Here is a 24555-nt window from a genome sequence, read left to right as displayed (position 1 = left end):
GGAGCACCGTGCAGAAGGACATCATCCACAACGACCCGCTCGCGGGCGACGAGGAGAACCGTAAGCCGGGCATCGGCATCACCATCACCGTGCCGTTCCGCAACGCCGACGAGGGCGGCGACGAGGAGTGACCGACGGCCCGGCCGGCCCGCCCGATCGGGCGGGCCGGCCGGGCCCCCGACCACCGTCCTGCCACGCCCCTGCCCCGCCGCGCCACAAGGAGCCGACCGTGCGCGTTCTCCTGCTCAACATGCCCTGGTCGCCGATCGACCTGCCCTCCCTCGCCCTGGGCATCCTCAAACGGAGCGTCGACGAGCGCGTCGCCGGGGCGACGTGCGACGTACTGCACGCCAACCTGGACTTCACCGACTGGATCACCCGGCGCACCGAGTTCTCCGCCGAGGACTACGAGTACTACGCGCTCTCGTCCTATTTCCTCGGCTGCGGCGACTGGGTGTTCTCCAGCGCGCTGTACGACGATCCGGCCTGGAAGGAGGCCGAGTTCACCCGGGCGATGTCCGGCAAGCTGCGTTCCAAGCGGATGCGGGTGACCCGTGAACTGCACGCGGCCGTCCCGCAGTTCGTGGAGGAAGTCGCGCGGCGGGTCGTGGACCTGGCCCCCGACGTCGTGGGGCTGACGTCCACCTTCCAACAGAACACCGCCGCTCTGGCCGCCGCCCGGCACATCAAACGGCTCGCCCCGCACATCGTGACGGTCATGGGGGGCGCGAACTGCGATGCCGAGCAGGGGGCAGCCGTCCACCGCAACTTCCCCTTCGTCGACTTCGTGATCCGCGGTGAGGGCGAGGACGCCTTTCCCCGCCTGCTCGAAGCGCTGCGGGACGGGTCGCCGACCGCTGCCCTGACCGACATCGCGGGTCTGTGCCACCGCACCCACGGGACCGACTCGGTCGCCAACCCGATGCCGACGGGCCCCTTGCCGCCGGCGGCGATCCTCCCTCCCGACTACAGCGGCTACTTCGAACGCCTCGCGGGGTCCGTGGCGCGCAACTGGGTCGAGCCGAAACTGGTCGTCGAGGGCGCCCGCGGCTGCTGGTGGGGGGAGAAGCACCACTGCACGTTCTGCGGACTGAACGGATCGTTCATGGAATTCCGCAGCAAAAGCCCCGACACCTTCTACCAGGAGATCATGGACCTGGCGGAGCGTCACCGCGTCCTGGACATGTACGTGGTCGACAACATCCTCGACATGCGCTACCTGTCCACCGTGCTGCCGCGGATCATCGACAGCGGCTACGACCTGCGCATGCACATCGAGATCAAGGCGAACATGCGCCGCCCACAACTGCGGACCCTCGCCGACGCCGGTCTGATCTACGTCCAGCCCGGTATCGAGAGCCTCAACAGCCGAGTGCTCGACCTCATGGACAAGGGCGTCAGCGGGTGCCAGAACGTACGGATGCTCCGGGACGCGGCCGAGACAGGACTGTCCGTCTCCTGGAACTACCTGCACGGTTTCCCCGGAGAGACCGCCGAAGACTACGCCCCGGTGATCCGCCAACTGCCCGCGCTGGAGCACCTCAACCCGCCGGTCGACCTGTCCGCCCGGATCGCCATCGAACGTTTCAGCCCGTACTTCGACCGGCGGGAACTGGGCTTCAGCGGACTACGTCCCGAGGAGCACTACCTGTTCACCTACGACCTGCCCGAAGAGGAACTCCACGACTTGGCCTACGTCTTCCAGGCACCCGAACGCGGCATCGGCGAGCCCACGGTGACCCAGCTGAACGAGGGCATCGCCGCATGGAAGAAGCACCACACCGACGCCAGGCTCACCCACGCCGACCTCGGAGACCGCATCATGCTGGTCAGCCGGCGTCGCTCGTTCGCCTGGCGCACCCTGTGCCTGACCGACCCCTTCGCCGTCGCCGTGTTCCGTCTGCTGGACCAGCCGCACGCCCCCGCGGCCCTGCACCGCAAGGTAACCGCGGACCCGGCCTCGGCCCAGCGCACCCTGCAGGACGTGCAGGACCTGCTCGACGAATGGACGACGCTCGGCGTGACCTTCACCGACGCCGGTCAGTACGTCCACATCGCGCCGGCCGCGGTCAACCAGGAGCTGCTGCGCCTGGACTACATGCGTCACGCGCACGCACGCCCGCTGCCCGGCCCCGCGGAGGAACACGCCGCGCAGAACCGGGCCGCACCGGCACCCGCGCTGCCCTGACCCCGGTCCACGGACCCGCTTCGCCCACTGACAAGGAACCGACCATGCCATTCAGCACGCCCCGCGCGACCGTCCAGGGCTGGCGCGACCATGACGACCACACCCGGACACTGCCGGGCATGTCCCTGGGACACATACCGCTCGCCTCCGATGCACGCGACGCCCCACGGCTGTGGGACCTGGGCGTTCGCCGGGCCGAGATCGACGCTCCGGTCGACCTCGCCGCGCCGGGACCCTCGGCCGCCCGATCGGCGATCGACCGGCTCTGCCTGATCCGCGACCTCACGGCCCGAGCCGTCCAGGTCGACTGGGACCTGCTCCTCCCGCCGGACCGGGCCGACCATCTGTGGAAAGTGCTGTCCCACCTGCACCCACCCCGGACCGTCACCGGCCTGGACGACGCCGAGACCGCCCTCCACGCCTGGCGCACACGTCACTACCTGTGCAAACTGCTCTGGCGCCAGGGTCCGGGTTTCCTGCAGATCCGCGACCGGCGCTGGGGCGACCTGCGTCGGTTCACGGCGGACGACCCCCGCTACCCCATGGCGATCGCGCGGCTCGACCGGGGCGCTCACCCCGCCGACATCCCCCGCGACATCCTCGAAGAGCTCAGTGCCGAACACCTCGTCCTGCAGATGGGCGACCTCGCCTGGTGGCTGCCCTACCGAGTGTCGCGATGGCTGCAGGAGGCCATGGCCGTATGAGTGACGGTGCTGCATCAACAGCCACCGCTCCGAGCACTCCTTGGGCGCCCCCTGCGCCGGGCAGCCGCGCACGGGACGCAGCGGGTACCTTCTCCGCCCGGCCACCGCCCCGAGCCGCCCGCCAAGGGGCGGTCTGTGACGCAGGGCTCCTGTGACCCCGCACACTCCCCCTTGACCGGAAAGGGGGTGTTTATTTAGTTTCCCACGACATGACCCCTCACGACCCGACCCCCGAGACGCCTCCGCGCCGGAACGAGTCCGGGCGCACGCCGGACGGCACCGCGCCGCCCGTGCTCGTCGGCTTCGACCTCGACTTCACCGCGCACGAGATCGAGCGGCGCGCGCAGGTCCTCGCCGCCCTCGGCCCGGACTGGGACCCCATCGAGGCGCTGCACGGCGAGGAGCAGGCGTACGACCTGCTGTACTCCGGTCTGGATGCTGAGCAGCAGCGCCTGTACGACGACCTGGTCACGGCCGGGGTGCTGCCGCGGCGCGCGGGCAGTGACGGGAGTGGCGGCAGCGACGGCGATGACCGTGCTGCCGCTTGATCCGCAGGCGGACCCCGGCCGCCGCGGGTGGGCGGCCTGCCCGAACTGCGCCGACGAGCGAGGCTGCGAGCCCTGCGCGGCGCGCCGCAGCTGCTCCGCGCACTGGCGTTACCTGCTGTCGAGCACCGGCAGCCTGCTCTGCCTCCAGTGCCCGGCCTGCACCCACGTCTGGGTCCACGACAGCGGCTTCGGCGCGACCCGCTCCCCGCTCTAGATGATCAAGCCCGATGCGTTCGACCGCCTGCGAAGGCCAACTGAATGGCGGGCGTACCTGGGGGATCGAACTGGAGCGCGGGAACTTCCGGTACAGGCGCTGCGTCTCTCCCGCATGCTGGCTATGTGGGGCGCCGCGCTTCCGGCGCTGGCCTTTCTCCTGTTCGTCTGCGGCGCGGCCGGGTTGATGACGCGACGGTTCAGGCGGCGCAGCGTTCTCCACCACGGTCGCGGCCCTGAGAGCCGACCTTTGACAGGATGCTGTTGCTGACCGACGCAGCGAGCCGGGCGGTGGACGTAAGCCCAGAACAGCGACTGTGGACGCTGGTGCTCCGGAACCCCTGGTTCCTGGTCGGCGGTCTCGTCTTCGGCCTGTCCGCCTGGGAGTTCGGAAGAGCGGACGGCTCAAGGATCGGAGCAGGCTGGCTCTGCCCGGCTTCCAGAGTTGGTCGGCTGGGCCGGATACGGGTCCTGCGCCTCCCGTACCTGGTTCTGCTACCTGGTGTGCCCGCCGGTCGGCACGCCGATCCTGTGGGTCCGGGCGAGCCCGACGCCGGACCAGCGCGAGGTGCTTCCGCACCGAACTGCCGCGGCCCTCGTTCAAGCGGGGGAAGAAGCGCCGGGGTGGGGGTCTGCTGAAGCAGGACTCACCGAGTTCGACTATTTCCGGCCTGAGATGCGGCACCCGCTGGTGCGGATCCAGCTCAAGCCGCCGCGGTCCAGGAGATCTGGCCACACCGATGACAGCTCGCTGTGACAGGCCGAGGCTCGGGTTGTGGGTGGATCGCCGGCTGCCTCGTCGGGCGGGGTACGACCGACGTGCGTTCTGTCCCGGCGGGGCTCAAGCCGCTGAGCAGCAACTGCGGTCAGCTCACCGGGAAAGTCGGGGATCGCGCTCGCCGAGGACGAACTCCGCGGGCCAGTGGTGGTTCAGCACCTTGGCCAGCAACGGGTGGGTGGACTCGACCACCTCGCAGTACGGGACCCTCCCTTCCCTCCTGACCGGCTGGCCCTCCAGGACGACCGGTGCGCGCAGTGTCTCCTCGCCCCACGGCCCGACCGCGTTGCACAACAGGCCCTCGAAGCGGTGTCCGGGCAGGGTGCCGTCGTGGACCCGCGTCACGACCTCCTCGATCACTCGGGCCGCGAGGTAGATCCAGACCAGGTAGACCACCGTACGGCTGTCCGCGAGCGGGACGGGGAGGCGCACCTTGAGGAAGTTGCCGATGCCGTCCGCGACCATCATCGTGCCGGTGTCGACCTGCACGCGCTTGGCCCGCTCCTCCTCGGAGAGTTCCGCGATCAGATGGGGCAGGTCCAGCTCGAAGCCCGGGTGTTCAGGGTTCAGTTCGCCGCCGCAGGAGCACTCCGCGCCGTGGGCATGGTGGGCGTCGAGGCCGGTCGCGAGATCGTTCGGCGCGGCGGCGTCAGCCGGCAGCGGGAGCAGTAGCGCGTAGTAGCGCACCGCGGTGAACGCGGTCGGCTCGGGCAGGTTCAGCGCGGCCATGGCGGCCGAGGCGGCTTCGTGGCGCTCGCCGTTGACCCGGATCTCCGTCTCCATCGCGCCGGGGCGCCCGCCGTAGAAGACTTTGACGCCGTTGAAGTAGGGGGATTCCAGGTCCGCGGTGAACGTGTCCGCGATGCGGTGCAGTACGTTCGCGTCCAGCAGGGCATGCTGCATCCGCCGGTTCTCGGTGGTGTCGACGCCGAAAGCCACAGCGCCGGAGATGATCGAGTGCCAGCCGGGCACGCCGCGTCGGTGATCGGGGCCCGCCTGATCCGCGAAGCGCTTGCGCTGGTCGAGGAGTTCGAGCAGGCACGCGCCAGCCGTCTGCACCCATGCGTCGGCCGCCTCGCGGGGATCGGCGGACATCGCTACCACACAGTCCACGAAGCAGGGCACGTCCGGCTGGATGCTCACGTCCGGGAGTGCGACCAGGTCGTAGTGCCGGCCACCCCCGTGCAGGGGCGGAGCCACCGCCACCGCCCAGCCGTGCGGGCTGAGCAGCGAGTTGCCCTTGAGCTCGGCGCCTTCCGTCAAGCCGGGCGCGAAGGCCTCCAGGCTTGCCTTCACCAGGGCGAGGAACTCGCGGTCGGGCAGGCGCTCGTCGGGCTGCTCGGCCCTTCGCGTACGGCGTCGTATCCAAAACATGCGGTGGATCCTACTGAGCCGGCCTCGTTGACCAGTGGTTCGTTGCTACGCGTGGTTCGCCGCCTGCTTGACGGTCTTGATCACTGGTGCCGTTTCGAGGTGTGTGATGGCCGGGAGTGCGGCGATCCGGGTGGTCAGGTACCGGTACAGCTCCCGCTGGTCCGCGCACACCACGCTCGCGTACAGGTTGGTCGGGCCGGTCGTGGCGGCGGCGAACGCGATCTCCGGATGCCCGGCCAGCGCCCGACCGGCCTCCTCCAGGTGCGCGGGGGCGACCGAGAGCCAGAGCAGAGTGCGCGTGTTCACGCCGAACATGTGCCAGTCGACGTCGATGTCGAGGTAGAGCAGGCCGTGTTCGCGCAGCTCCGCCATCCGGCGCCGGACCGTCGTCGGCGACCAGCCGGTCGCCGCGGCCAACTGCTCGAACGCGGCCCGGCCGTCGGTGGAGAGCAGGGCGAGGAGCTTGCGGTCACCGTCGTCGAGCCGAACCGGTCCCGGTCGGTGCGGCACGGGAGGCGGGCGCAGTCGTTCGATCGCCTCCGCGTCCAACGACCCGAGTTTTCCGACCAGGTTGTCAGGGCCGCCGTAGAAGGCGTGCAGCACGGAGTGCGCGGTCACGCCCTCCACGCGTGGGGTGCGGGGGAGTTTGGCCAGCAGCAGGGCTTCGCTGTCCGCCTCGTTCTCGGTTCGGACCACGCAGGTGATCTCGGTGCCGCCGGAGCTGAGGCTCACCCAGGACGTGTCGGGGCGTCTGGCCAGTGCCTCGGCGACCGGGAGCGACGCGGCGGGCGCACATCGCACCCGCAGAAACCACAGGATGGCGCCCAGCGCGGTGGGGTCGACACCGCAGAGTACCCGTACCGCTCCGGCCGACCGCAACCGGGCGTAGCGGCGGGCGATGGTGCGATCCGACACGCCCAGAACCTCGGCGATGGTACTGAACGGTGCGCGGCCGTTGATCTGCAGGGCGTGCACGAGCCGTCGGTCCAGCTCGTCGTAGTCGGATTCCACCGGGCTGAGATTAGAAGGTGTCAGATATCGGCGCAATCGAGCCGGTACCTGGCTCGGGCGCATCGGCCGGCGGAGCGTTGCTTCTGTCCTGATCGACACAGACAGAGGAGAGTCCGTGGACACCGATGTGATCGTCGTCGGCGCCGGCCCGACCGGAATGACGCTGGCCAACGAGCTGCTCATAGCGGGAGTGTCGACCGTGCTGGTCGACAGGCTGTCGCAGCGCAGCGACCTGTCCAAGGCAGGCGGCGTGCAGTCCCGCACGCTGGAGGGGCTCGACCAACGAGGGCTGCTGGAACCCCTGCTGGCCACCGGAGACCACCCCGTCACCACGGGCCACTTCGCCGGCATCCCACTGCCGCTCCACTCCAACCGGCACCGCTTGCCATGGCGGTCCGTGCCGCAGGTGGCGATCGAGGGATTCTTCGAGGCGCATCTCGCCGCGCACGGCCTTCACGCCCGCAGGGAACACGAACTGGTCGGCCTCGCCCAGGACGACAACGGCGTCACCGCGACTTTCGCCAACGGCAGCACTCTCCGCTGCCGTTACCTCGTCGCCGCCGACGGAGCCCACAGCACCGTACGGTCCCTGCTGCGGGCCGAGTTCCCCGGTCAGCCGGGTACGTTGACGATCACCGCCGCCGACGTGCGGCTGGGCGGCGTCGATCCGTCCACGTCACACACCTGGAACGAGGACGGGCACTGGGCGGCACTGTTTCCGCTCGGCACCGATCCGCAGGGCAGGCAGTTGCGCCGGCTGGTTCTCGGCGGGCCGGGCCGGTCGCTGCCGAGGGAGATCCCGGTCACCGAGGAGGAAGTCCGCCACGGCCTGAGCACCGTGTTCGGATCGCGGGTGCACCTCCTCGAACTGCGCTACGCCCGCCGTATCACCAACGCGTCACGGCAGGTCGAGCAGTATCGGCACGGGCGGGTGTTCCTCGCCGGCGATGCCGCTCATGTCCACCTTCCGCTCGGCGCACAGGGCATGAACACAGGGATGCAGGACGCGCTCAACCTCGGCTGGAAGCTCGGCGCCGCGGTGCACGGCTGGGCGCCGAAGGACCTGCTCGACACGTATCACGCGGAACGGCATCCGGCCGGGGCCGCCGTACTGCGCAACGTCCGGGCACAGAGCCTGCTGATGGACTGGGCCGGCACCCGTGATCCGGACGTGCTGGCCGCCCGGGAGATCTTCACGGACCTGGCCCAACTGCCGGACGCCCAGCGCTATCTCGCCGACCTGATGTCCGGGATGGCCGTCCGCTATCCGATGCCGGGCACCGAAACCCATCCGCTCGTCGGCCGGCCCGTACCGGACCTGGACCTCGGCCTGGCCCGGGTGCACGAACTGCTACGGTCAGGGCACGGCATCCTCCTGGACCCGGCCGACACCTTCGCCAGGATCGTCGGCCCCTGGTCGGACCGGGTGGACCGGGTGGGCCAGGGCGCCGACACCGAGCCGATGCTCATCCGGCCGGACGGCTACGTGTGTTGGGCCGGCCCGAACGACCTGGAACCGGCACTCGACCGCTGGTTCGGCGAGCTCCGCTGAGCCGATGTTCACGAAACCGGCCGTTGTGGAGAGGCTGATGGTCATCAGCGGGCGCCGTTGGCGACAACTGCCGTGCTTCGGCTGAGGCTGGGGATTGGCGGTCAGTCCTGTCCGGCGAGGCAGCCGTATACGAGGCGTCTACGGCACTGGACGTGGCAGAGGCCGCCACGGATGTGCTGCATCAGGTGCTCCGAAGCCGTGAAGGCGACGTCGGAAAGCCAGCCGCGCCGCACCGGCGAATGCGGTGTTCGGTGCGCCGGTCGGGGCTGCTCCGGCCGGCCATCCAGACCGTGAGGTGCTCGTCGAGCACGGCCACGGATGTGAACCAGGCCGACTCGTCGTCGTGGGGCGGGACCACGACGAACGTGTTGTCAGTGGGTCGGCCCTCGGCGGACCGCCTGTTCGCATTCCGAGGGCGTCCGCGCTCGCCTCATAGCACGCAGCGCGCGCCACGAACACGACTCGGCCGGACAAGGCCTTCGGTGCTGCCAGCTGACACCGGCCTCCTGCCACCTGTCACCCGCCGCATCGGGACCGAGGTTTCTACGGGCGATGGCGAGCCGGTGAAGAACGGGGCGGCCCCGGGACGCCGTAGCGCCCAGGACCGCTCCGCCGGAGCGAGCCGAGGCTCAGCTGTGGTTGTAGGTGACGGAGAAGTTCTCCCCGCCGCTCAATGAGGAGGTGGTGGCCTTGGTGGTGCTGCCCGACGCCATGTTGATCTTGTCGGGCGAGTAGTTGCCGATCGCCTGGCCGTTGGCGGTGGCGTTGGTGAAGCTCGCGGTGCCGAAGTCCGACAGCGGAAGCACGCCGGAAGAGCTCGACGGTGCCTCGGCTATGACTTCCGCGGACGCGTTGGACAGGCCGCTCTGTGTCTTGGTCGTGGTCTTCGTCCACCCCTTGGTGGTGTCCGTGAGGGTGAGCGTGTACTTGGTTCCGCTGCGGGTGATCGTGGAAGTGAAGTGGTCACCTGCGCTGACCGAGTTGCTGTAGTTGACGGGGTACGCCGGGTACATCTCGTACCAGGACGAGTAGACCGCCCGGCCGCTGGAGCAGTCCGCCTCGGTGCCCGTCTGCTCCACGGAGTTGCTGCCGTCGCCGTCGATGCCGATCCAGAACGACGAGTACGTGGTCGATCTGGTGCAGCTGACCGCCGGCTGCACCCAGCTTGCGGAGACGCTGGTGAAGGTCGTGCCGGTCGCGGCGTAGCCGGCCCAGTTGGAGCTGGTGCTGTTCCTGATGCCACCGACCAGTTGGTGGCTGCCGATGTGACCGCTGACCGGTGTCATGCGCAGCGCCGGCGCGGCGATCGCGGCCGCGGGGGAGGTCGCCAGCGCGGACAGGACGGCGGCGGCTACGGCTGTGGCTGCGGTGAGCCGGATCGTGGCAGACATGCTGCTCCTTCTCGCGGGATTCGCGGTGCAGACGTAACTGGCGGCCACCAGCGGGGGGAAACGTGCGCCCGTGGTTGTCAGTGTGCAGTCAAGATGCGTCATTGCCACCCGACTTCCGGGATTTCACAGCAAAGGACATGCCAAGTACCGTCCACAAAAGGCGTGTTGACGGCGATACCGCCCAGTGGATGAGGCCGGGAACCCGCTCACCCCCCCCCGCCGTACAGCCCCTGTGGCTCTCGGCTGACGTCCGGGATGATCCGTGTGGAGGGCTCGTAGCCTGCTCTGTTACGGTCCTGTGGCCGGCCGCGGGACTCCGGTGCGACTTCCGGAACCTGCCTATGAAGCAATGATTCGCAGCTCGTGCCCCCATTCCCCGGCCGGCATCCACACCTACGGGGAAGAAAACGGATGGATGCGTACGGGGACCTCATCGCAGCCGACGACGTGCTGCTCTTCGTCAACGCGGCGATCACTTCCACCGGTCAGCGCGAATTTCACAGCGACGCGGGCGAGCAGCGGCTGTCCTTGGACTTCCTCCATGCGTACATGCTGGGGAACTACCGTGACCTGTACGCCGGGGTCCTCGCGCTCGACATCAACGACTACAACGCAGCCCTCGTCATCCGACGGCTGTTGGAGACCGCCGGGGAGGCCACTGCCGACCAGCGTCGCAGCGAGGGCCGACTGATCGCGGGCCGGCTGGCGACACTGCCGCCGCAGCGCGTGTACGGGCTGTTCGATGCCCTCCACCGGGCCGGGGTGAACAACCGTCGTACGCGCGCGATCATGCGCGACTGGCTGTCCGCCCGCCCGGACCCGGCGTTCGACGCGGTGAAGTACCGCAGTGGTCTCAAGCGAGCCATGCGCCACGCGCACCTGGCCCCTGCCACCGAAGAGCTGGGGGCGTTCCTGTTCGCGCCGCTGACCCGGAAGCACTACGCGACGCCGCTCTTGGAGACGTGGCGCCGCGCACACTACGAGCAGACCGCTCTGTACGAGCTGCCCTATACGGTCGCCGAAGGCTTCGCCGCCAAGCACGGCATTCCCCGGGATGCGTTCCTGGAGCGCATAGCCCCACGGATGACCCGCCTGGAGACCTTGCGGCTGCAGGAGTCCGCGCACAAGATCGGGACCACAGGCGTAGAGGCGGATCTGGCCAGGATGCCGCTGACGCGGTTGACGACCTATGTGCTGTCACTGCCGGTCGACGACCGCCTGCGCCGACGCGCCGAGCTCACCCACGCCCTGGAAGCGGCCGCCGGCCGGGTGGCCGGCTCCCACCGGGGGAGCTGGGGGAAGGTCACCGCCGTCCTGGACGACAGCTTCTCCGCCTTCGGTTCGGTTCACAAACGCCGTCGACCGCTGGCCGTGGCCCTGGCCTGCCACTATCTGCTCGCGGCCCTTGCCGGTGACTACACCGGGCTGTGGACGTCCGGGCGAACCGACGCGTTGCTGGCCTGTCCGTACGGTCCGACGCCGGTGGGGCGGCGGATCCTCGACGCGCTGGACACCTCACCGTCCAGGCTGGTGATCGTCTCCGACGGATGGGACAACGCACCTCCCGGCCTGGCCGCCGAGGTGCTGCGCATCTGGCGAACCCGGCTCGACCCGGATCGTCGCACCAGCATCGTGCATCTCAATCCCGTCTACGACGCCGCCGACTTCGACGTGCGTCGCCTGTCCACGGCGGTGCCCACCGCGGGTATCCGTGACGCCGAGGACCTTCCCGCACTGGTGGAACTCGCCCAGTTCGCAGAAGGCCGGACCGGTCTGGCCGAATTGATCACCTACATGGACACCCGTGCCGCCCGAATGCTGAGCGGACACCAGCAGGAGGAGGCGCGATGACCACACTGGACCTGACCGGCCTGGCCACGCGCCCCGCACAGGTCTGGGGTGCCGTCCGTCTGGTGCCGCTCGTGCGTGACGAACCTGTCGTCGATCTCCGTCTGCGCCCACAGCTCTACGGTGATGTGGCCGGCCTCGTCCAGGTCGGCCCGCGCCGGGCCTATCTCTCCTACATCCCGCACGGATTCGTCGCCACGTGGACCGGTGACGGCACCCCGGCAGCCGCCTACGGCACCCAGCTCTCCGCCGACGGTGAGTCGCCTCCTGCCGCGACAATGGGCCTGCGCTTCCACCGCAGAATGGCGCGCCGCGAGGCCAAGGACCGACTGCGGTTCCTCCCCATGCACTTGGCGCTGGAAGGCTACCTGGCGCTGCACTTCGGTGGCCCCTCGCTCGCCTGGGAGGAGTGGTCGCAGCGTGCGATCCGCCAAGGACTCTCCCCGCGCGTCGAGGAGGCCTATGCGGGCGCCGAAGTACGCGGACTCGCCGACGCGCTCCGCATCTTCGAGATCCACCCCGACCAGTGCGGCGTGATGCTCTACGTCGCCGACGCACTCGCGGCCGCGTTCGCGGTCCCGCATCCTGACGACTACCGCGCACTCCACTCCACACTCCTGCAGGACCTGTACGGCGAACTGATCCACCACTACGCCACGCTGATGCCGCCGGTGCAGGACTTCCGGGCCCGCATCCCTGACGCGCACATCCGCTCCCTCGCCCACCTGCGCACGGCAGTTGCCGCACAGGAGCACACCTGGACGCGTTTCCATGACACGACGATGCCGACCGGCCTGCTGGAGCACGCGTACACCTGGCAGACGGTCTACCGGATGGGACGCTTCACGCTCTCCCGCTTGTTGCCGGCGTTCCGTCCCAAGCAGGAGAACCACATCGGTGAGGCCATCACCGACGACCAGGGCAGGACCGCCTACCTGAAGACATTTCGCCTCTCGGAGAACCAGGTCCGCCGCGGTCACCTCCTCAGCAGGCTTGCCGCCAACGACTGGCACCTGCCCACCACCGCGGCCGACCTTGGCATCACCGAGGCCCAGCTGGGGCTGCGCCTGGAGTCCGCCGGCTTCGGTCACCTGCTCCGCCAGGACGTCCTCGACGGATATCGCAAGCAAGGGCGAGCCCGGACCGGATGAGGCCGGGCGATGAACTGCTCTGCCGCAGCAAATGCCGGAGCGATGCCGCCGAGTTCCGAGAACGCCTCGGTGCCTGCCTCGGTATCTGCTTCGGAACCGTGGCTGCGCTCAGCACCCGTACGTCGAGGACACATCGCACCGATCGATGTGACCGGGCGTCGTGCGGCATCGCCGTACGAGCTCGCGGCAATTCGTTCGTGTGGTGCCTCCCGGGCCACGTACGGTCTGCGCATGACCAGGACCACGCCGGCCAGACCGATATCCGTGGAGGCCGTGTTCCCGGAGCTGACCGCTGAGCGGGGCCGGACCACGCGGCTGCACCCCAGGCCGGGGCGGCCCGGTATGCGCGACAGCCATGTCGGCGGGCCGATGCTGTGGCCGGACGACGAACCGTGGCCGGTCTGCCACGAGCCGCACCGGCGCGAGACCAAGGGGTACGCGCCGCACGAGATCCGCACCGCCCGGGCTGCGGGCGCACGGCCGCCGAGCCGGCCGTGGCCCGGCGCCGGACCGCTGGAAGAAGGCGGGCCGGTGCCCTTCGTGGGGCTCGCCCAGATCTTTCGCCGGGATGTCCCGGCACTGGCGTCCGGGCCCGACGGTGCGGACCTGGTGCAGCTCTTCCGCTGCCCGTTCACCCACGAACCCTGCCTGGAGCGCCGCTACCGCCTACGGTGGCGCCGTGCCGACGAGACCGAGCGCGCCGAAGGGTTCCTCGCCACTCCTCCCCAAGTACCCCTGCTGCGACGGGAACACGAACTTCCCGAGCCGTGCGTCCTGCACCCCGAGGAAGTGGACACCTATCCCTGGGCAGAGGACGACACGCTGCCTGCCCCGCTGATCGCGCGCATCGACGCATGGGAAGACGCCCGGGCCTCGGAACACGGTCCTGATCCCCTCAGCTACCAGGGCGACCTGTCGATCCCGCCCGGCTGGCGGGTCGGCGGCTTTCCCAGCTGGGCATCGACGGGTCCGATGGCAGTCGACTGCGCGTCCTGCGCGACGCCGATGCGGCTGCTGTTGACCGCCGCGAGCGGCGAGTTGGATGCCGACTCGCACAGCTGGGTACCGATGGAGGACCGCGACCCGTCCCTGCGGGGGCAAGCCTCGATCCTGGGCGGTCTCTCCGTTGCCCAGCCCACTCGGCTCCGCTTCGGCCGAGACTGCGACCTACACGTCTTCACCTGCCCGGCCGACCCCGGACACCCAGCCCGATGGGTGCTCTCCTGAGTCGGGTAGCCGTGCGGCACGGGAACGTGTCCCGGCTACCCGACGTGGAACTCCTTGCAAGATGACCTACGAGGTTTCGACCGACCCGGCGCTCGCGTTCGCAGGCCGCCGCAGCGTCGCGCCTCCCGCGCTCTCGCCAGTAACTCACGCCCGGCCTCAGTGGTTGTGCTGGTCGTAAGGCAACCCCCACCAGCGTGAAGGCGGACGTCGTATGACCCTCAGCACCACCACCTCCTGCATCGGCAGGGGCCTGCTCGCAGCCGGGCTCACCACGGCCCTCACGCTGACAACCGGGCCCTCGGCCGTCGCGGCCGGCGACGACGGCTGGAAGGGAGCCGGCGGGCTCACGCTGACCAGCAGCGACAACGCCAAGGTCGACGCCTATCTCAGCCACGCCCGCCAGGCCGAGCAGTCGATCAGCACCGACGTACGCGCCGCCGCCCTGATCTCGGGCGCGGAGCTGGTCGGCTTCGACCACCGGTTGAAGTCCGCGGATTCGCTCAAGCGGAAGGTGGCCACCTCCCTCAAGGACGACCCCGGGCAGAACGTGGACACCGTCCTCGACCGGCTCACCGACGCCGTCCGCTACACCCTCCAATGGCCCGACACCACCTACACCACCGGCGTGACCCGGGCGTCCGCGCTCCTCTCGGCCTGGGGTAACGGCAGCACCAAGTGGTCCAACACCTGGAGCCGTACCCACGGCTACAAAGGCCTCAACACCGGCTGGCGTGCGCCACGTTCGGGCCAGCTCTTCGAGGTGCAGTTCCACACCCCCGAAAGCAAGCACGCCCAGGAAGTCACCCACCAGCTGTACGAGGAACAGCGGCTGCCCTCCACGACTCCGGCGCGCAAGAAGGAACTCCAGGCCCAGCAGGACGCCGTCTTCGACGCCGTCCCCGTCCCGGCGGGGGCCGGCGGCCTCACTGCGCCCGCCTGGCCGGCCGTCCCCGTACCCGCCACGCCCTGACCGGGTTGCCGCGGCCGCTTGGACGCCGGCTTTCAGCGGCTGTGTCCCCGCCCGGAGTCGAGCCGGGCGGGGACACAGCGCTTGTGCGGGATGCGTCAGCTGTCACACCGGCAGACGTGGTGGTAGCGGTTGACGTAGTGGGCGGAGGCCCAGCCCTGGCCGTCGGCGAGCTTGTACCAGCGGTTGTCGCCGCCTACGTCGGTGCCTTCGGCCTTGCACCTGATCCAGACGTGCATGCCCGGACTGACCGCTCCGGTGGCCCAGTGGTGGGTGCCCGGACCGTAGCGGACGGTCAGCGGGGTCCGTGCGACCACGCGTCCTTCGACGCTGTGGTGCCGGTAGCCGTTGTGGACCGGGGCGGCCTGCGCGTCGACGGCGCCCGCCGGCGAACCGGCGGCGATACCTCCCGCGAGCAGGACCGTGGCGGCGCTTCTGGCGATGGAATGACGGCTCACCATGATGAGCCCCTCACACAGACAAGGCGGCTCGCCCGAGCGCCGGGGCACCGTCAGTGGAGAAGCAGCGCCGCGTTGTCGCGGAGCAGTGGTTGTCGGAACCTGCGTCGGTCGAGGACGAGCAGGAGGGCGGACAGCACGCTCAGCGCGGTCATCGTGCTGAGCACGAGATACGCGATGCCGAAGGTGTGGACCTCGTGCATCGGGCCATGGGCGAGTGTGTGCGGGACGCGGGTCAGGACCATGACGAGGGTTGCCGTTCCCAGTGAACTGCCGGTGTGATGCAGGGCGTTGAACTGGGTGCTGGCCTCGCTGGCCTGGCTCGGTGAGAGCGTCTCGTACGCGGCGGTCATCGCGGGTGTCATGGTGAGCCCGATACCGATGCCCCGGATCACTGTCAGGGTGACCAGCCAGGTGTAGGAGGTCGTCGCGGTGAGGAAGGCGAACGGGACCGTGGCGGCCAGCAGGATGCTGGTGCCGGCCAGCACGGTCAGCGCGCCGATCCGCTCGAAGATCCTGCCGGAGAGCCAGGTCGCGGCGGCCACACCCACGCCCTGCGGGGCGATGAGCAGGCCGGTGGTCGAGAGGTCCTCTCCGCGCACGGTCTGCAGGTACAGCGGCAGCAGGATCGCTCCGCCGATGACGGCGGCCCCGCTGATCAGCGCCGAGTGCGCGGCGGCTCTGAAGACGGTGTGGCGGTAGAGCCGCAGGTCCAGCAGCGGTCCGCGGCCCCGCATCGACCAGAGGACGAAGGTCGCGATCAGCACCAGTCCGGTGCACGCCGGCACCAGAACCGCCGCGGAGCCGGCGCCGTGGCCGTGGCCCGCGTTGGACACCCCGTAGGTCACACCGATCAGTCCCGGCGAGATGAGCAGGAGGCCGATGACGTCGAGCGTGCGTTTCGGGCCGGTGGGCCGGGGCCGTTTCAGGCGGAGCGTGAGGGCCATGGCGACCATGCCGATCGGAACGTTGGCGTAGAAGATCGCGCGCCAGCCTGCGAACGTCACGAGCTCCCCGGCCACCAGGGAGCCCATCACCGAGACGAGGAACACCGGGACGCCGAAGGCCGCCATGACACGCGGGAGTCGGCGCGGGCCTGCCGCGGTGACCAGCATCATCCGGCTCACCGACCCGAGTACCCCGCCGGCGGCCCCCTGGAGCACGCGGGCGGCGATGAGTTGCCAGGGCGTCTGGGACGCGCCGCACAGGACCGAGGCGACGGTGAACAGGCCGAGCACGGGCAGGTAGGCGCGCTCGGGACCGAAACGCTGCATGACCCACATGCTCGTCGGCACGGCCGCCGCGAAGGCCAGCAGGTATGCCGTCACGGTCCACTGGGCCGTGGACAGCGGCACGCCCATACCGGCTGCCAGTGGCCGTAAGGCGACGTGCAGGACGGCGGAGTCCAGGTGCGGCGTGATCTCGCCCGCGGTGACGACGATCATCGTCAGCTTGAGATGTGCAGGCCAGGGGGTGCTGCCGAGCGGGAGGTCGGCGTCCGGCGGCGTATTCAGCGAGGCTTCGGCCATCACCCTCTCATCCCGTCCGTCCGCGGCACCGGGACGGGCCCCGCTCCGCGAGAGCCCGCACGGCGTGAATGCCACTGAATAGATCAATTCGTTGCCCAGGCAGACTTTCCGGAACGAGGAGAGCTCATCCGGCCTGCCGCACCGGATCACCCCAACGGCGGCGGGCCCACCCTGCGGGATCGACCCTGAGGAGCCCGCAGGGTCGGCGTGGACGGGGGGCAAGGGCGTCCGATCGGTCATTGGCCGGGCTTGATAGTTCACCCGTCGAAGGTCGGCGCGCACGACTTCGTCGCGGGGGCTCCCCGGCGGCTATCTGCACCTGCTCGCCGAACGTGGCGCGTCACTGTCGGCGGGACAGCGCCAGCTGATCGCCCTCGCCCGCGCCGAACTCGTCGACCCCGCCGTGCTGTTGCTCGACGAGGCCACGGCCAATCTCGACCTGGTGACGGAGGCGCGGGTGGCGGCGGCGATGCAGCATGTCTCGGGGCGCCGGACCACCATCGTCATAGCCCACCGGCTGCAGACCGCGCGCACCGCCGATCGCATCGCGGTGTTCGACCGGGGCCGGATCATCGAGATCGGCTCACACGACGATCTGCTCGGCCAGAACGGACGCTATGCACGCATGTGGCAGGCGTACGAGGGTGCCGCGGTATCCGCTGCCGACGGCGTGCTCCGGGACGTCGGACGACACGACGCCGGAGCGGAAGAACGCGTCGGACAGCCGGGCGTCGCCTCCCCCTGACCTCCCTGCCGCCGGTGCGCCCTGCGGAATCCGACCAACTGCACACCGACTACGACGACTTCGCCGTCCGATACGTGCGCAGTCTGGCCTGGCGAGCGACATCTCGTCGGTGCGGCCGGAGCCGCCGGCAGCCCAAGCCGAGGACGAACGGCTTGACCGAGTCTGGCGGCCGGCCATCATCACGGCGCCGACGACGGCTCAGTCACGCTGCCCGGTCCGACGCTCGTAGTCGGCGAAGCCGTCCTCGATCGTCGGCAGTACAAGCTCCACCCGGAAGTAGGGCACGCTCCACAGCGGACTGTCGCGAAGCCCCTCGAACAGATCGGACCACGCGGTCAGGTCGTCGGTCGTCGCCACGAGGACATCGGACGGAGCGGCAGCCCAGGCTTCCGCGTCGAACCACCGGACCTGGACGGTGTCATGTGTGTCCAACAGCGGTTGCACATGGTCGGCGATAATCTGCTGACGCTCAGGGCGTCCCAGGGCGAGCCACGCGGGCAAGGCCGTGAGGTGCACGAATATGGTGAACCGCGGCTGCGGTTGGATGACAGTCATAGCCCCATTGTGGATCAACGAACGTCGTCGACAGCAGCGGGCCCTTCCCGGTCGGGAAGGGCAGCGGCGGCTGGTGGGGCATCCTGGTGTGATGGATGATGCCGAGGCGACATGGCAGTCGTGGTTGTCCGGATGTGCTCCGTCGAAGCGGGCTGCGGCGGAACGGCTGCGGATGCGGTTCGAGGCTCTTGGCGCTGCCGATGCGTCGGATCGGGCGAGGTCGGAGATCGATGAGGACATGCCTCAGCTGGCACGCTTCGTACTGCGGGGGCGGACAGGGACGCCCTGGTGCTCCAGGCTCGGGCCGTTGCCTACGAAGCAGTCTTCGTCGCGCTGGACGAGCTCGATTGCGGTGGGGACGTGAACGTGTCCGGTGTGGATGTCGGTTGGGTGGTCATGGAGTCCGGCGAGGACGGGTCTCCCACCGGTCACCCCCTCTCGGGGCTGCACGAGGACCTGCTGACGATGGATCCGAGCGGACACGACGGTGCGGACTTGTGGCTGCAGGTCACACAGCCGGGCTGGGCCGGATCGGCCTGCAAAGTAGGCAGGCAGGCGGTGAGCGTCGAGCAGCCGCCGTGGAATCCGCGCTCGCGGGTCTGCTGCTGCGGGTACGGCGGACCGAATCGCGGTTGACGCCGAGGCGGCGGCCGACGTCGTCGAGCGGCTGGTCGACGGCGACCATACGCGTGACCGGGGTGCGGTGGTGCAGGACGCGCGGACGGCTTTCGCGCAGGCGCTGGGGCGGTCACGGCAGATGTTCTCGGCACCCGGGCGCGAGGTCAGCCAGGCGGCGAAGGGCTCCGAGGCCCGCCCGGCAGGCATAATCGCGGTCAACTGGGCGGGCGGCGATGGGGTGGGAACGTGGGGCGTTCGGGCTGGCGAAGCCGACGGAAGGGCATACCGAACGAGCCGGCGCTCCTGGCCGCGGCTGCAGAGAATCCCGGTGGCAGCGTCGCCGAGATCGACCCGAGGTATGTCGACGACCCGAACGGCTACGTCCCTCCGGAAGCGATCCGCGGCGCGTGGTTGGTGGACAGCAGTGGGAAACTGACAGGTGAGTACGAGGAGAATCCCCGTCACGGGGTGCCGCAGGACGACTTCAGCAGGCTCACTGATCCTGATCACTGGCTCGGCTGGCTCGGTGATGATCCCGCGACCGCTGTCCGGAAGGGCATCGAAGAGTCCTTGCGCGCCCAGGTGGCAGACGCAGTGGTCGAGTGGGTCAAGATCCTTGAAACGCCCCGGTTTCTCACGGGCGGGCGCAGGCGGACAGAGGACGCACAGCTCGTGCTGGTCACCCGCGCGGCACTCGCCGCGCCGTTTGCGTTGTCCGTGAGCACAAGGCAGCACGGGCGTTCCGTCCTCCTGGGGGTGTTCTCCTGGGCAGCGGTGAACCTCTCTTCGCCCGAAGTCCGCAAGGACCGGCACTGGTTCGACCTGGGGGCCGGGTTGGACTGGGCTGGTGAACGGCTTCAAGAGCGGATCTACGAGATTGACGGCGAGATTGACGGCGCGGATGGGACAGCCGACCGGTAGAGCGGCAATGCCACGGCCTCGGTCGGTCAGTAGTACCCGCGCATGAGCTCGGTGGCCCATTCCGGCTGGACGACCTGGCCCTGCGGACCGAACTCGGCCATGTAGGGCTTGATGTCGAGGACGGGGGTGCCGTCCACGGCGTCCAGCCCCTGGACGTGCAGATCGAGTCCGTCGACCTTGATCAGGCGACAGCGGGACACACCGAGCCGGTTGGGGCGGTTCTTGCCGCGCTGGGCGAAGATCCCGACTCGGGGCCACTCGGTGTTGCCGCGGGGGTGTCGGGCGCCGGTCTCGATCTTCTCCACCGGGACCCGGTCGAAGTGGTAGACGACCTCCAGACGGGAGAAGGCGTCCAGACCGGCCACCGCATCTGGTGTGAATCGAGTGGCATCCAGCCGGATGACGGCGGCCGCGCCGCCACAGTCGTCGTCCCGGACCTCCTCACGGCCGCCGGCCACCCGGCCCACCGGAAGAGAGGCCACCTGGGCGGGAGTTCCGATCTCGGGCATGTGTCGCGCCTTTCGCGAAAACGTACGGCAATGCGCGCAGGCCGTTCCAAGGCGCTCACCGTACCGGGTGGCACGGTGCCAGGATCTCGCCCATGCGGCCGTCCTGTCGTGCCCGGGGGAGGCCGGCTGAGCGACGGCCCGCTGAGCGACCGCCCCATAGAGCTGAGATCAGCAATCAAGGCCCCCGCCCGGCCGGATGATGTGTCCGCACCCGCGTCTCTGTTGGCGGCGCCGGGCCCGGTCGGCCTCAGCGGCCGGCCTCGGCGACGTCACGCGTGAGCCCCCAGCTCCGCCCAGACGACGTTGCCTTTGGCGCGTGTCGAGCGGGCGGAGCCCCAGCGGTCCGCGATCTGCCGGACGAGGAACAGGCCTCGCCCGCTCTCCTCGTCGGGGCCGGTCTGACGCTGCGACGGCGGGAGCGGGGTGTGACCGTCGTCGTGGAGCTCGATCCGCAGATGCTCGTCGTCGGTCAGGGTGAGACCGCACAGGACGTGACCGCTGTGCGTGTGGATCACGACGTTCGTGATCAGCTCGGAGACGAGCAGCACAGCGTCGCAGCAGAGGTCGCCGGGAACGTGCCAGGCACAGAGCCGGTCGCGCACGGTGTCGCGGGCGGCTTTGACACTGGTGCGCAGGGCAGGCAGGCCGAACCAGTACTCCCGGCGCCGCGCGGTGGCGGCCAGGGCCGGGGCTGAGGTCGTGCGGAGGGTCACGGATGTCGCCTTCCAGGGGGACGGGCGCGGTGAGGGGAGCGGTGGGTCACCGGAAACCCTCGTGGGGGGACGCGCGTTCGGGCATGCAGCCCGTGGCGGGAAACCGTCGGATGGCATCAACCTCATTGAGCGCAGGCGGAGTTGGTGCCACGTCAGGACTGCGACGTGGCCGCTCACGAGGCCAACTATGCTCGTGCTCGTGGTCGCGCTGCAACCGTCTCCCTGATAATTTCAGCGGGAGCGTATCGGCCCGGCGTGTTCATCAAGTCCCTTTCACCACCCAGTGGATGACGGCTCTTCAGGAGGTTGGGCGTGAGTGAAGCCCGTTCCGGCGGCAGCGCACCCACGGTTCTGCGCATGATCCTCGGCCGTCGGTTGCAGGACATGCGGCAGAGTGCGGGTGCCTCGTTGGAGGACGCGGCCAGGGCCCTGCGTGTGAAGCCCTTGACGATCCGCCGTCTGGAGAAGGCCGAGGTTGCGCTGAAGCCTCTCTACGTCGAGAAGCTTCTGGAGACCTACGGCGCGGACCGTCAGGAGATCGACGAGTTCGTCGCCCTGGCCGAACGGGCCAACGAACCCGGCTGGTGGCACGCCTACCGCGACGTCGTCCCCAGCTGGTTCACCGCGTACGTCAGCCTGGAAACCAGCGCGACGACCTTGCGCACGTACGAGCCCCACTACGTCACCGGCCTGCTGCAGACCCGCGATTACGCGCGCGCAGTCCTGCGCGGCGGGTTCCCGAACGGCAGTGAGGAGGAGCTGGAGCGGCGCGTGGAACTGCGGCTGCGCCGCCAGAGCCTGTTGGAGGGAGCGGACGCCCCCACGTTGTGGGTGGTGATGGAGGAAACCGTCCTGCATCGGGCGGTGGGCGGCTCCGCGGTGATGCGGGAGCAGATCGACCGCCTCCTGGAAGTGTCCGCGCTGGACCACGTCAGTCTCGACATCGTGCCCTTCTCCGCAGGTGCTCATGTCGGGGCGTGTGCCCCTTTCACCTATTTCCGGTTCGCGGAGCCGGAGCTGCCCGACGTCGTCTACAGCGAACTCCTCTCCGCCTCCGTCTACTTGGACGAGCGTGTGGATGTCGCTGCTCATCTGGAGGCGCATTCCCGCATGTCGCTGCTGACGTCGTCCGAGGACAGCACGGCGCTCCTGAACCGCATGCGCAAGGAGTACTCATGACCACCACAGACGAGAGCGTCTACAACGGGATGTCGGCCTCCGAGCTCGGCGAGCAGGGCTGGGAGCGCCCCTGGAGCGGGCCGAACGGCGGTCAGTGTGTGGAGACGAAGCAACTCGCCGACGGCCGTGTGGCCGTGCGGCAGTCGTCCGATCCGGCCGGACCCGCGCTGATCTACACGCCCGAGGAGATCACCGCTTTCGTCCGTGGGGTCAAACAGGGAATGGCGGATCACCTGACGGCCGGATGAACCGACGGCGGGCGGGAGGGACGACATCGGTCCCGTTCCCGGCCTCCGGGCATACGGATACGACACCTTTCAAGGGGAGAGAATGACCACCAGCCAGGCCGGCCGGGACCTCGACACGAGCAGGCCGCACTCGGCCCGCATGTACGACTACTACCTCGGCGGCAAGGACCACTTCGAAGTCGACGAGAAGGCGGCCTTGGCCGTCGCCGACGCCTACCCCGGCATCTTCGTGTGCGCCCGGGAGAACCGCGCGTTCATGCACCGGGCCACCCGTGTCCTGGCGCAGGAGTACGGCATCCGGCAGTGGCTCGACATCGGCACGGGCATCCCGACCGAGCCCAATCTGCACCAGGTGGCCCAGTCCGTGGTGCCCGAGGCCCGGGTCGTGTACGCCGACAACGACCCGCTCGTCCTCAAGTACGCCGAGCGCCTCATGCGCAGCACGCCGCAGGGGCGTACGACATACATCGAGGCCGACGTCAACGATCCCGCCTCGCTCCTGACCGCCGTCGAGGCGTCTGAGGTCCTGGAATTCGACCGGCCGATCGCCCTGTCCCTGAACGCGCTGATGCACTTCGTCACCGACGCGCAGGACCCTTACGGCATCGTCGGTCGGCTCCTCGACGCCCTCCCTGCGGGCAGCGCCCTCGCCCTGAGCCACTGCACGCCCGACTTCGACCCCGCCACCTGGGAGAAGGTCACCGCGATCTACACAAGTGCCGGGACTCCGGTGCAGTTCCGCGCGCAGGAGGACGTCGCCCGCTTCTTCGACGGCCTCGACGTGATCGAGCCGGGTGTCTGCGTCGGCCACCGCTGGCGGCCGGCCGCAGCCGGCAGCGACGGGGCGCAGCCGACGGATGCTCAGGTCAGCCTGTGGACGGGCGTAGGTATCAAACGTTAGCCCGTCGCGGTTGCCCGTCACGGGAAACCGGCGCACGACCGCCACAGGTGATCGCCGTCGATCTGTGGCGGGAGGGAGCGAGGGAGCGCGATCATGGCCCGCCACGCCGACCGATCCCTCACCCCCCGCCCAGCCCATGCGGCGACCGAGAGCGGCGACGCCCGCCACGTCGTCCGCACCGAAGCCGGTTCCACCGGTCTGCGAGCCTCGGCTCCGGTGCCCCCCATGCTCACTGATGGGGCCTGGCTCGACGTGCTTGCCCATCCGAAGCGGACCGCCGACGCCGAAGGAGCTCCCTGTGTCCCTCCCCGCGCATCGCACGCATCCGCGACCGGACGTTGCCGGCCGCCCCCACACCCTCCGGGAGGCCACCCCGCCCCGTGGCGACGTCGTGCTCTACACGACGAGCCTCAGCTCCCGCACCGCCGGCCAAACACTCGCGTCCTTGCGCGAGTTCGCCGCACAGCAGGGCTGGTCCGTCGCGCACGAGGTGTACGACCTGGCGCCCCTGCGTGTCCCGGCCCGCCTGCGCACGGGCTGGGGCACCGTCATGCGGCTCCTCGCCATGGGCCAGGTCAGGGGCCTGGTCGCGGCGGCCGAGCGCGAGGTGGCGGGCACCCGTGCGGAACAGACCGCGCTCCGCGCGTGGCTGCTGGGCCTTCCCGCGTTCGCCGCCTACCCCCACACCACTCGTCACGCGACATCGCCGACCGCGGACATGCCGACGCCACATCGCAGTGCGCCTGTCGACCGGGAGTGGTCCCAGTCCTACGTCATGCACCCGGCGAGCCTGCGGCGGCTTCGATGCGAGGCCCGCATGCGCCTGACCTTGCTGAGGTGGCCCGGTGACATCGCCACCGCCATCGAGGTGCTGTCGCGGCTCGTGCACGACGCCGCCACCCACGATCAGTCCGCCGACGGGACGCCGCGGCGAATGATGCTGCGGCTGGCCGTGACCGAGGACGAGGAACTGGTGATCGACGTACAGGACCCGCGCCCTGGCATTCCGGTCGGCAGCGCTGCCCCCGCCGGTGAAGCGGGGACAGGTCTGGCGTACGCACGCCTTTTGGGTGCGAAGGTAGACCACTTCTTGTCCGAAGACGCCCGCTTCAGGACAGTTCGGGCTGTACTGCTGCCTGGCGAGGCGTCGCTGTGACGGCGTCGGCGGTATGGCGGCACCTCCCCGATGGGAGCCGGTGTCGCCCCTTTCGGCGTCCTCGCCGTCGA

General features: G+C 69.6%; 24 protein-coding genes and 1 pseudogene. 17 read left to right on the top strand and 8 right to left on the bottom strand.

Translation table 11 applies throughout. The annotated features are described in order from the left end of the window. The first annotated feature begins 8 nt into the window (after positions 1-8). The 5 genes from BIV25_RS53665 to BIV25_RS38745 all read left to right on the top strand — a co-directional run bounded on the left by BIV25_RS53665 (position 9) and on the right by BIV25_RS38745 (position 3654). A complete protein-coding gene (locus tag BIV25_RS53665; RefSeq protein ID WP_256257095.1) occupies positions 9-131 on the top strand; it encodes a hypothetical protein in 123 nt (40 codons plus the stop codon). A gap of 98 nt (positions 132-229) precedes the next feature. Next, positions 230-2188 carry a RiPP maturation radical SAM C-methyltransferase gene (locus BIV25_RS38760; protein ID WP_071377242.1) on the top strand — a complete coding sequence of 653 codons (1959 nt, stop codon included), beginning with the start codon at positions 230-232 and terminating at the stop codon, positions 2186-2188. A 44-nt stretch (positions 2189-2232) separates the two neighbouring features. Continuing rightward, positions 2233-2892 carry a DUF5825 family protein gene (locus BIV25_RS38755; protein WP_071377241.1) on the top strand — a complete coding sequence of 220 codons (660 nt, stop codon included), beginning with the start codon at positions 2233-2235 and terminating at the stop codon, positions 2890-2892. A 209-nt stretch (positions 2893-3101) separates the two neighbouring features. Next, entirely contained in the window at positions 3102-3440 is a 339-nt protein-coding gene (locus BIV25_RS38750; protein ID WP_071377240.1) for a DUF6400 family protein, read from the top strand. After that, a complete protein-coding gene (locus BIV25_RS38745; protein ID WP_071377239.1) occupies positions 3421-3654 on the top strand; it encodes a hypothetical protein in 234 nt (77 codons plus the stop codon). The genes BIV25_RS38750 and BIV25_RS38745 overlap by 20 nt, the downstream gene beginning before the upstream one ends. 870 nt (positions 3655-4524) lie before the next feature. Here BIV25_RS38745 and BIV25_RS38740 read toward each other — a convergent pair. Continuing rightward, complete coding sequence (locus tag BIV25_RS38740) at positions 4525-5805, bottom strand: DUF6348 family protein (RefSeq protein WP_071377238.1); 1281 nt, start codon at positions 5803-5805, stop codon at positions 4525-4527. 45 nt (positions 5806-5850) lie between these two features. Continuing rightward, a complete protein-coding gene (locus BIV25_RS38735) occupies positions 5851-6816 on the bottom strand; it encodes an Lrp/AsnC family transcriptional regulator (RefSeq protein WP_071377237.1) in 966 nt (321 codons plus the stop codon). A gap of 115 nt (positions 6817-6931) precedes the next feature. On the opposite strand from BIV25_RS38735, the gene BIV25_RS38730 reads away from it, so the two are divergent. Beyond that, positions 6932-8368: an FAD-dependent monooxygenase gene (locus BIV25_RS38730; protein ID WP_071377236.1), complete on the top strand. Its 1437-nt coding sequence runs from the start codon at positions 6932-6934 to the stop codon at positions 8366-8368. Positions 8369-8997: 629 nt separating this feature from the next. Here the strand turns inward: BIV25_RS38730 and BIV25_RS38725 are convergent. Further along, positions 8998-9759 (bottom strand): G1 family glutamic endopeptidase, encoded by a 762-nt coding sequence (locus tag BIV25_RS38725; protein WP_071377235.1) that lies wholly within the window; start codon positions 9757-9759, stop codon positions 8998-9000. Positions 9760-10170: 411 nt separating this feature from the next. On the opposite strand from BIV25_RS38725, the gene BIV25_RS38720 reads away from it, so the two are divergent. The 4 genes from BIV25_RS38720 to BIV25_RS38705 all read left to right on the top strand — a co-directional run bounded on the left by BIV25_RS38720 (position 10171) and on the right by BIV25_RS38705 (position 14955). After that, positions 10171-11610, top strand: coding sequence for a hypothetical protein (locus BIV25_RS38720; protein WP_071377234.1), 1440 nt, complete (start codon positions 10171-10173; stop codon positions 11608-11610). Beyond that, positions 11607-12758: a hypothetical protein gene (locus tag BIV25_RS38715; protein WP_071377233.1), complete on the top strand. Its 1152-nt coding sequence runs from the start codon at positions 11607-11609 to the stop codon at positions 12756-12758. Before BIV25_RS38720 ends, BIV25_RS38715 begins: the two co-directional genes overlap by 4 nt. 231 nt (positions 12759-12989) lie before the next feature. Beyond that, positions 12990-13985 (top strand): hypothetical protein, encoded by a 996-nt coding sequence (locus BIV25_RS38710; protein WP_256257094.1) that lies wholly within the window; start codon positions 12990-12992, stop codon positions 13983-13985. Between the two features lie 211 nt (positions 13986-14196). Further along, on the top strand, positions 14197-14955 hold the full coding sequence (locus tag BIV25_RS38705; protein ID WP_071377232.1) for an ATP nucleotide 3'-pyrophosphokinase: 759 nt from the start codon (positions 14197-14199) through the stop codon (positions 14953-14955). Between the two features lie 95 nt (positions 14956-15050). On the opposite strand, the gene BIV25_RS38700 is transcribed toward BIV25_RS38705, so the two are convergent. Further along, positions 15051-15413 (bottom strand): hypothetical protein, encoded by a 363-nt coding sequence (locus tag BIV25_RS38700; RefSeq protein WP_079177159.1) that lies wholly within the window; start codon positions 15411-15413, stop codon positions 15051-15053. 50 nt (positions 15414-15463) lie between these two features. Then, positions 15464-16939: a DHA2 family efflux MFS transporter permease subunit gene (locus tag BIV25_RS38695; RefSeq protein ID WP_071377231.1), complete on the bottom strand. Its 1476-nt coding sequence runs from the start codon at positions 16937-16939 to the stop codon at positions 15464-15466. A 270-nt stretch (positions 16940-17209) separates the two neighbouring features. Between BIV25_RS38695 and BIV25_RS38690 the strand changes: the two are divergent. Further along, a pseudogene (locus tag BIV25_RS38690) lies at positions 17210-17684 on the top strand (ATP-binding cassette domain-containing protein); the annotation flags it as partial. Between the two features lie 198 nt (positions 17685-17882). Here BIV25_RS38690 and BIV25_RS51685 read toward each other — a convergent pair. Beyond that, positions 17883-18239, bottom strand: coding sequence for a darcynin family protein (locus tag BIV25_RS51685; protein WP_071377229.1), 357 nt, complete (start codon positions 18237-18239; stop codon positions 17883-17885). A gap of 288 nt (positions 18240-18527) precedes the next feature. Between BIV25_RS51685 and BIV25_RS51680 the strand changes: the two genes are divergently transcribed. Both BIV25_RS51680 and BIV25_RS38675 read left to right on the top strand, forming a co-directional pair. Further along, the gene (locus BIV25_RS51680) at positions 18528-18875 is read left to right on the top strand and encodes a hypothetical protein (RefSeq protein ID WP_177235564.1); all 348 of its coding nucleotides are present in this window, start codon (positions 18528-18530) and stop codon (positions 18873-18875) included. Between the two features lie 228 nt (positions 18876-19103). Beyond that, on the top strand, positions 19104-19778 hold the full coding sequence (locus BIV25_RS38675; protein WP_071377228.1) for a hypothetical protein: 675 nt from the start codon (positions 19104-19106) through the stop codon (positions 19776-19778). A gap of 26 nt (positions 19779-19804) precedes the next feature. Here the strand turns inward: BIV25_RS38675 and BIV25_RS38670 are convergent, their stop codons facing one another. Together BIV25_RS38670 and BIV25_RS38665 are read right to left on the bottom strand one after the other, a co-directional pair. After that, on the bottom strand, positions 19805-20287 hold the full coding sequence (locus BIV25_RS38670; RefSeq protein WP_071377227.1) for an SAM-dependent methyltransferase: 483 nt from the start codon (positions 20285-20287) through the stop codon (positions 19805-19807). A gap of 269 nt (positions 20288-20556) precedes the next feature. Next, positions 20557-21000, bottom strand: a complete 444-nt coding sequence (locus BIV25_RS38665; RefSeq protein WP_256257093.1) for an ATP-binding protein — start codon at positions 20998-21000, stop codon at positions 20557-20559. A gap of 312 nt (positions 21001-21312) precedes the next feature. Here BIV25_RS38665 and BIV25_RS38660 point away from each other — a divergent pair, with 312 nt between their 5' ends. The 4 genes from BIV25_RS38660 to BIV25_RS48355 all read left to right on the top strand — a co-directional run bounded on the left by BIV25_RS38660 (position 21313) and on the right by BIV25_RS48355 (position 24484). Continuing rightward, positions 21313-22179: a helix-turn-helix transcriptional regulator gene (locus BIV25_RS38660; RefSeq protein WP_071377226.1), complete on the top strand. Its 867-nt coding sequence runs from the start codon at positions 21313-21315 to the stop codon at positions 22177-22179. Then, on the top strand, positions 22176-22427 hold the full coding sequence (locus BIV25_RS38655) for a DUF397 domain-containing protein (protein WP_071377225.1): 252 nt from the start codon (positions 22176-22178) through the stop codon (positions 22425-22427). The genes BIV25_RS38660 and BIV25_RS38655 overlap by 4 nt, the downstream gene beginning before the upstream one ends. 82 nt (positions 22428-22509) lie before the next feature. Continuing rightward, positions 22510-23328 carry an SAM-dependent methyltransferase gene (locus BIV25_RS38650; protein WP_071377224.1) on the top strand — a complete coding sequence of 273 codons (819 nt, stop codon included), beginning with the start codon at positions 22510-22512 and terminating at the stop codon, positions 23326-23328. Between the two features lie 445 nt (positions 23329-23773). Further along, entirely contained in the window at positions 23774-24484 is a 711-nt protein-coding gene (locus BIV25_RS48355; protein WP_143076782.1) for a hypothetical protein, read from the top strand. Positions 24485-24555 lie beyond the last annotated feature (71 nt).

It is taken from the genome of Streptomyces sp. MUSC 14 (assembly GCF_001866675.1).
In the GTDB taxonomy this organism is placed as follows: Bacteria; Actinomycetota; Actinomycetes; order Streptomycetales; family Streptomycetaceae; genus Streptomyces.
Note: the sequence above shows the minus strand (reverse complement) of the source record. Positions and strands in the feature narration are given on the sequence as shown.

What these genes read in the sequence shown, in the direction of transcription:
- BIV25_RS38695 (WP_071377231.1), bottom strand. Translation starts at nt 16,939, where the DNA reads ATGGCCGAAGCCTCGCTGAATACGCCGCCGGACGCCGACCTCCCGCTC.
- BIV25_RS38755 (WP_071377241.1), top strand. Translation starts at nt 2,233, where the DNA reads ATGCCATTCAGCACGCCCCGCGCGACCGTCCAGGGCTGGCGCGACCAT.
- BIV25_RS38750 (WP_071377240.1), top strand. Translation starts at nt 3,102, where the DNA reads ATGACCCCTCACGACCCGACCCCCGAGACGCCTCCGCGCCGGAACGAG.
- BIV25_RS38725 (WP_071377235.1), bottom strand. Translation starts at nt 9,759, where the DNA reads ATGTCTGCCACGATCCGGCTCACCGCAGCCACAGCCGTAGCCGCCGCC.
- BIV25_RS38715 (WP_071377233.1), top strand. Translation starts at nt 11,607, where the DNA reads ATGACCACACTGGACCTGACCGGCCTGGCCACGCGCCCCGCACAGGTC.
- BIV25_RS38655 (WP_071377225.1), top strand. Translation starts at nt 22,176, where the DNA reads ATGACCACCACAGACGAGAGCGTCTACAACGGGATGTCGGCCTCCGAG.
- BIV25_RS38700 (WP_079177159.1), bottom strand. Translation starts at nt 15,413, where the DNA reads ATGGTGAGCCGTCATTCCATCGCCAGAAGCGCCGCCACGGTCCTGCTC.
- BIV25_RS38705 (WP_071377232.1), top strand. Translation starts at nt 14,197, where the DNA reads ATGACCCTCAGCACCACCACCTCCTGCATCGGCAGGGGCCTGCTCGCA.
- BIV25_RS38740 (WP_071377238.1), bottom strand. Translation starts at nt 5,805, where the DNA reads ATGTTTTGGATACGACGCCGTACGCGAAGGGCCGAGCAGCCCGACGAG.
- BIV25_RS51685 (WP_071377229.1), bottom strand. Translation starts at nt 18,239, where the DNA reads ATGACTGTCATCCAACCGCAGCCGCGGTTCACCATATTCGTGCACCTC.
- BIV25_RS38745 (WP_071377239.1), top strand. Translation starts at nt 3,421, where the DNA reads ATGACCGTGCTGCCGCTTGATCCGCAGGCGGACCCCGGCCGCCGCGGG.
- BIV25_RS38720 (WP_071377234.1), top strand. Translation starts at nt 10,171, where the DNA reads ATGGATGCGTACGGGGACCTCATCGCAGCCGACGACGTGCTGCTCTTC.
- BIV25_RS38650 (WP_071377224.1), top strand. Translation starts at nt 22,510, where the DNA reads ATGACCACCAGCCAGGCCGGCCGGGACCTCGACACGAGCAGGCCGCAC.
- BIV25_RS38670 (WP_071377227.1), bottom strand. Translation starts at nt 20,287, where the DNA reads ATGCCCGAGATCGGAACTCCCGCCCAGGTGGCCTCTCTTCCGGTGGGC.
- BIV25_RS38710 (WP_256257094.1), top strand. Translation starts at nt 12,990, where the DNA reads ATGACCAGGACCACGCCGGCCAGACCGATATCCGTGGAGGCCGTGTTC.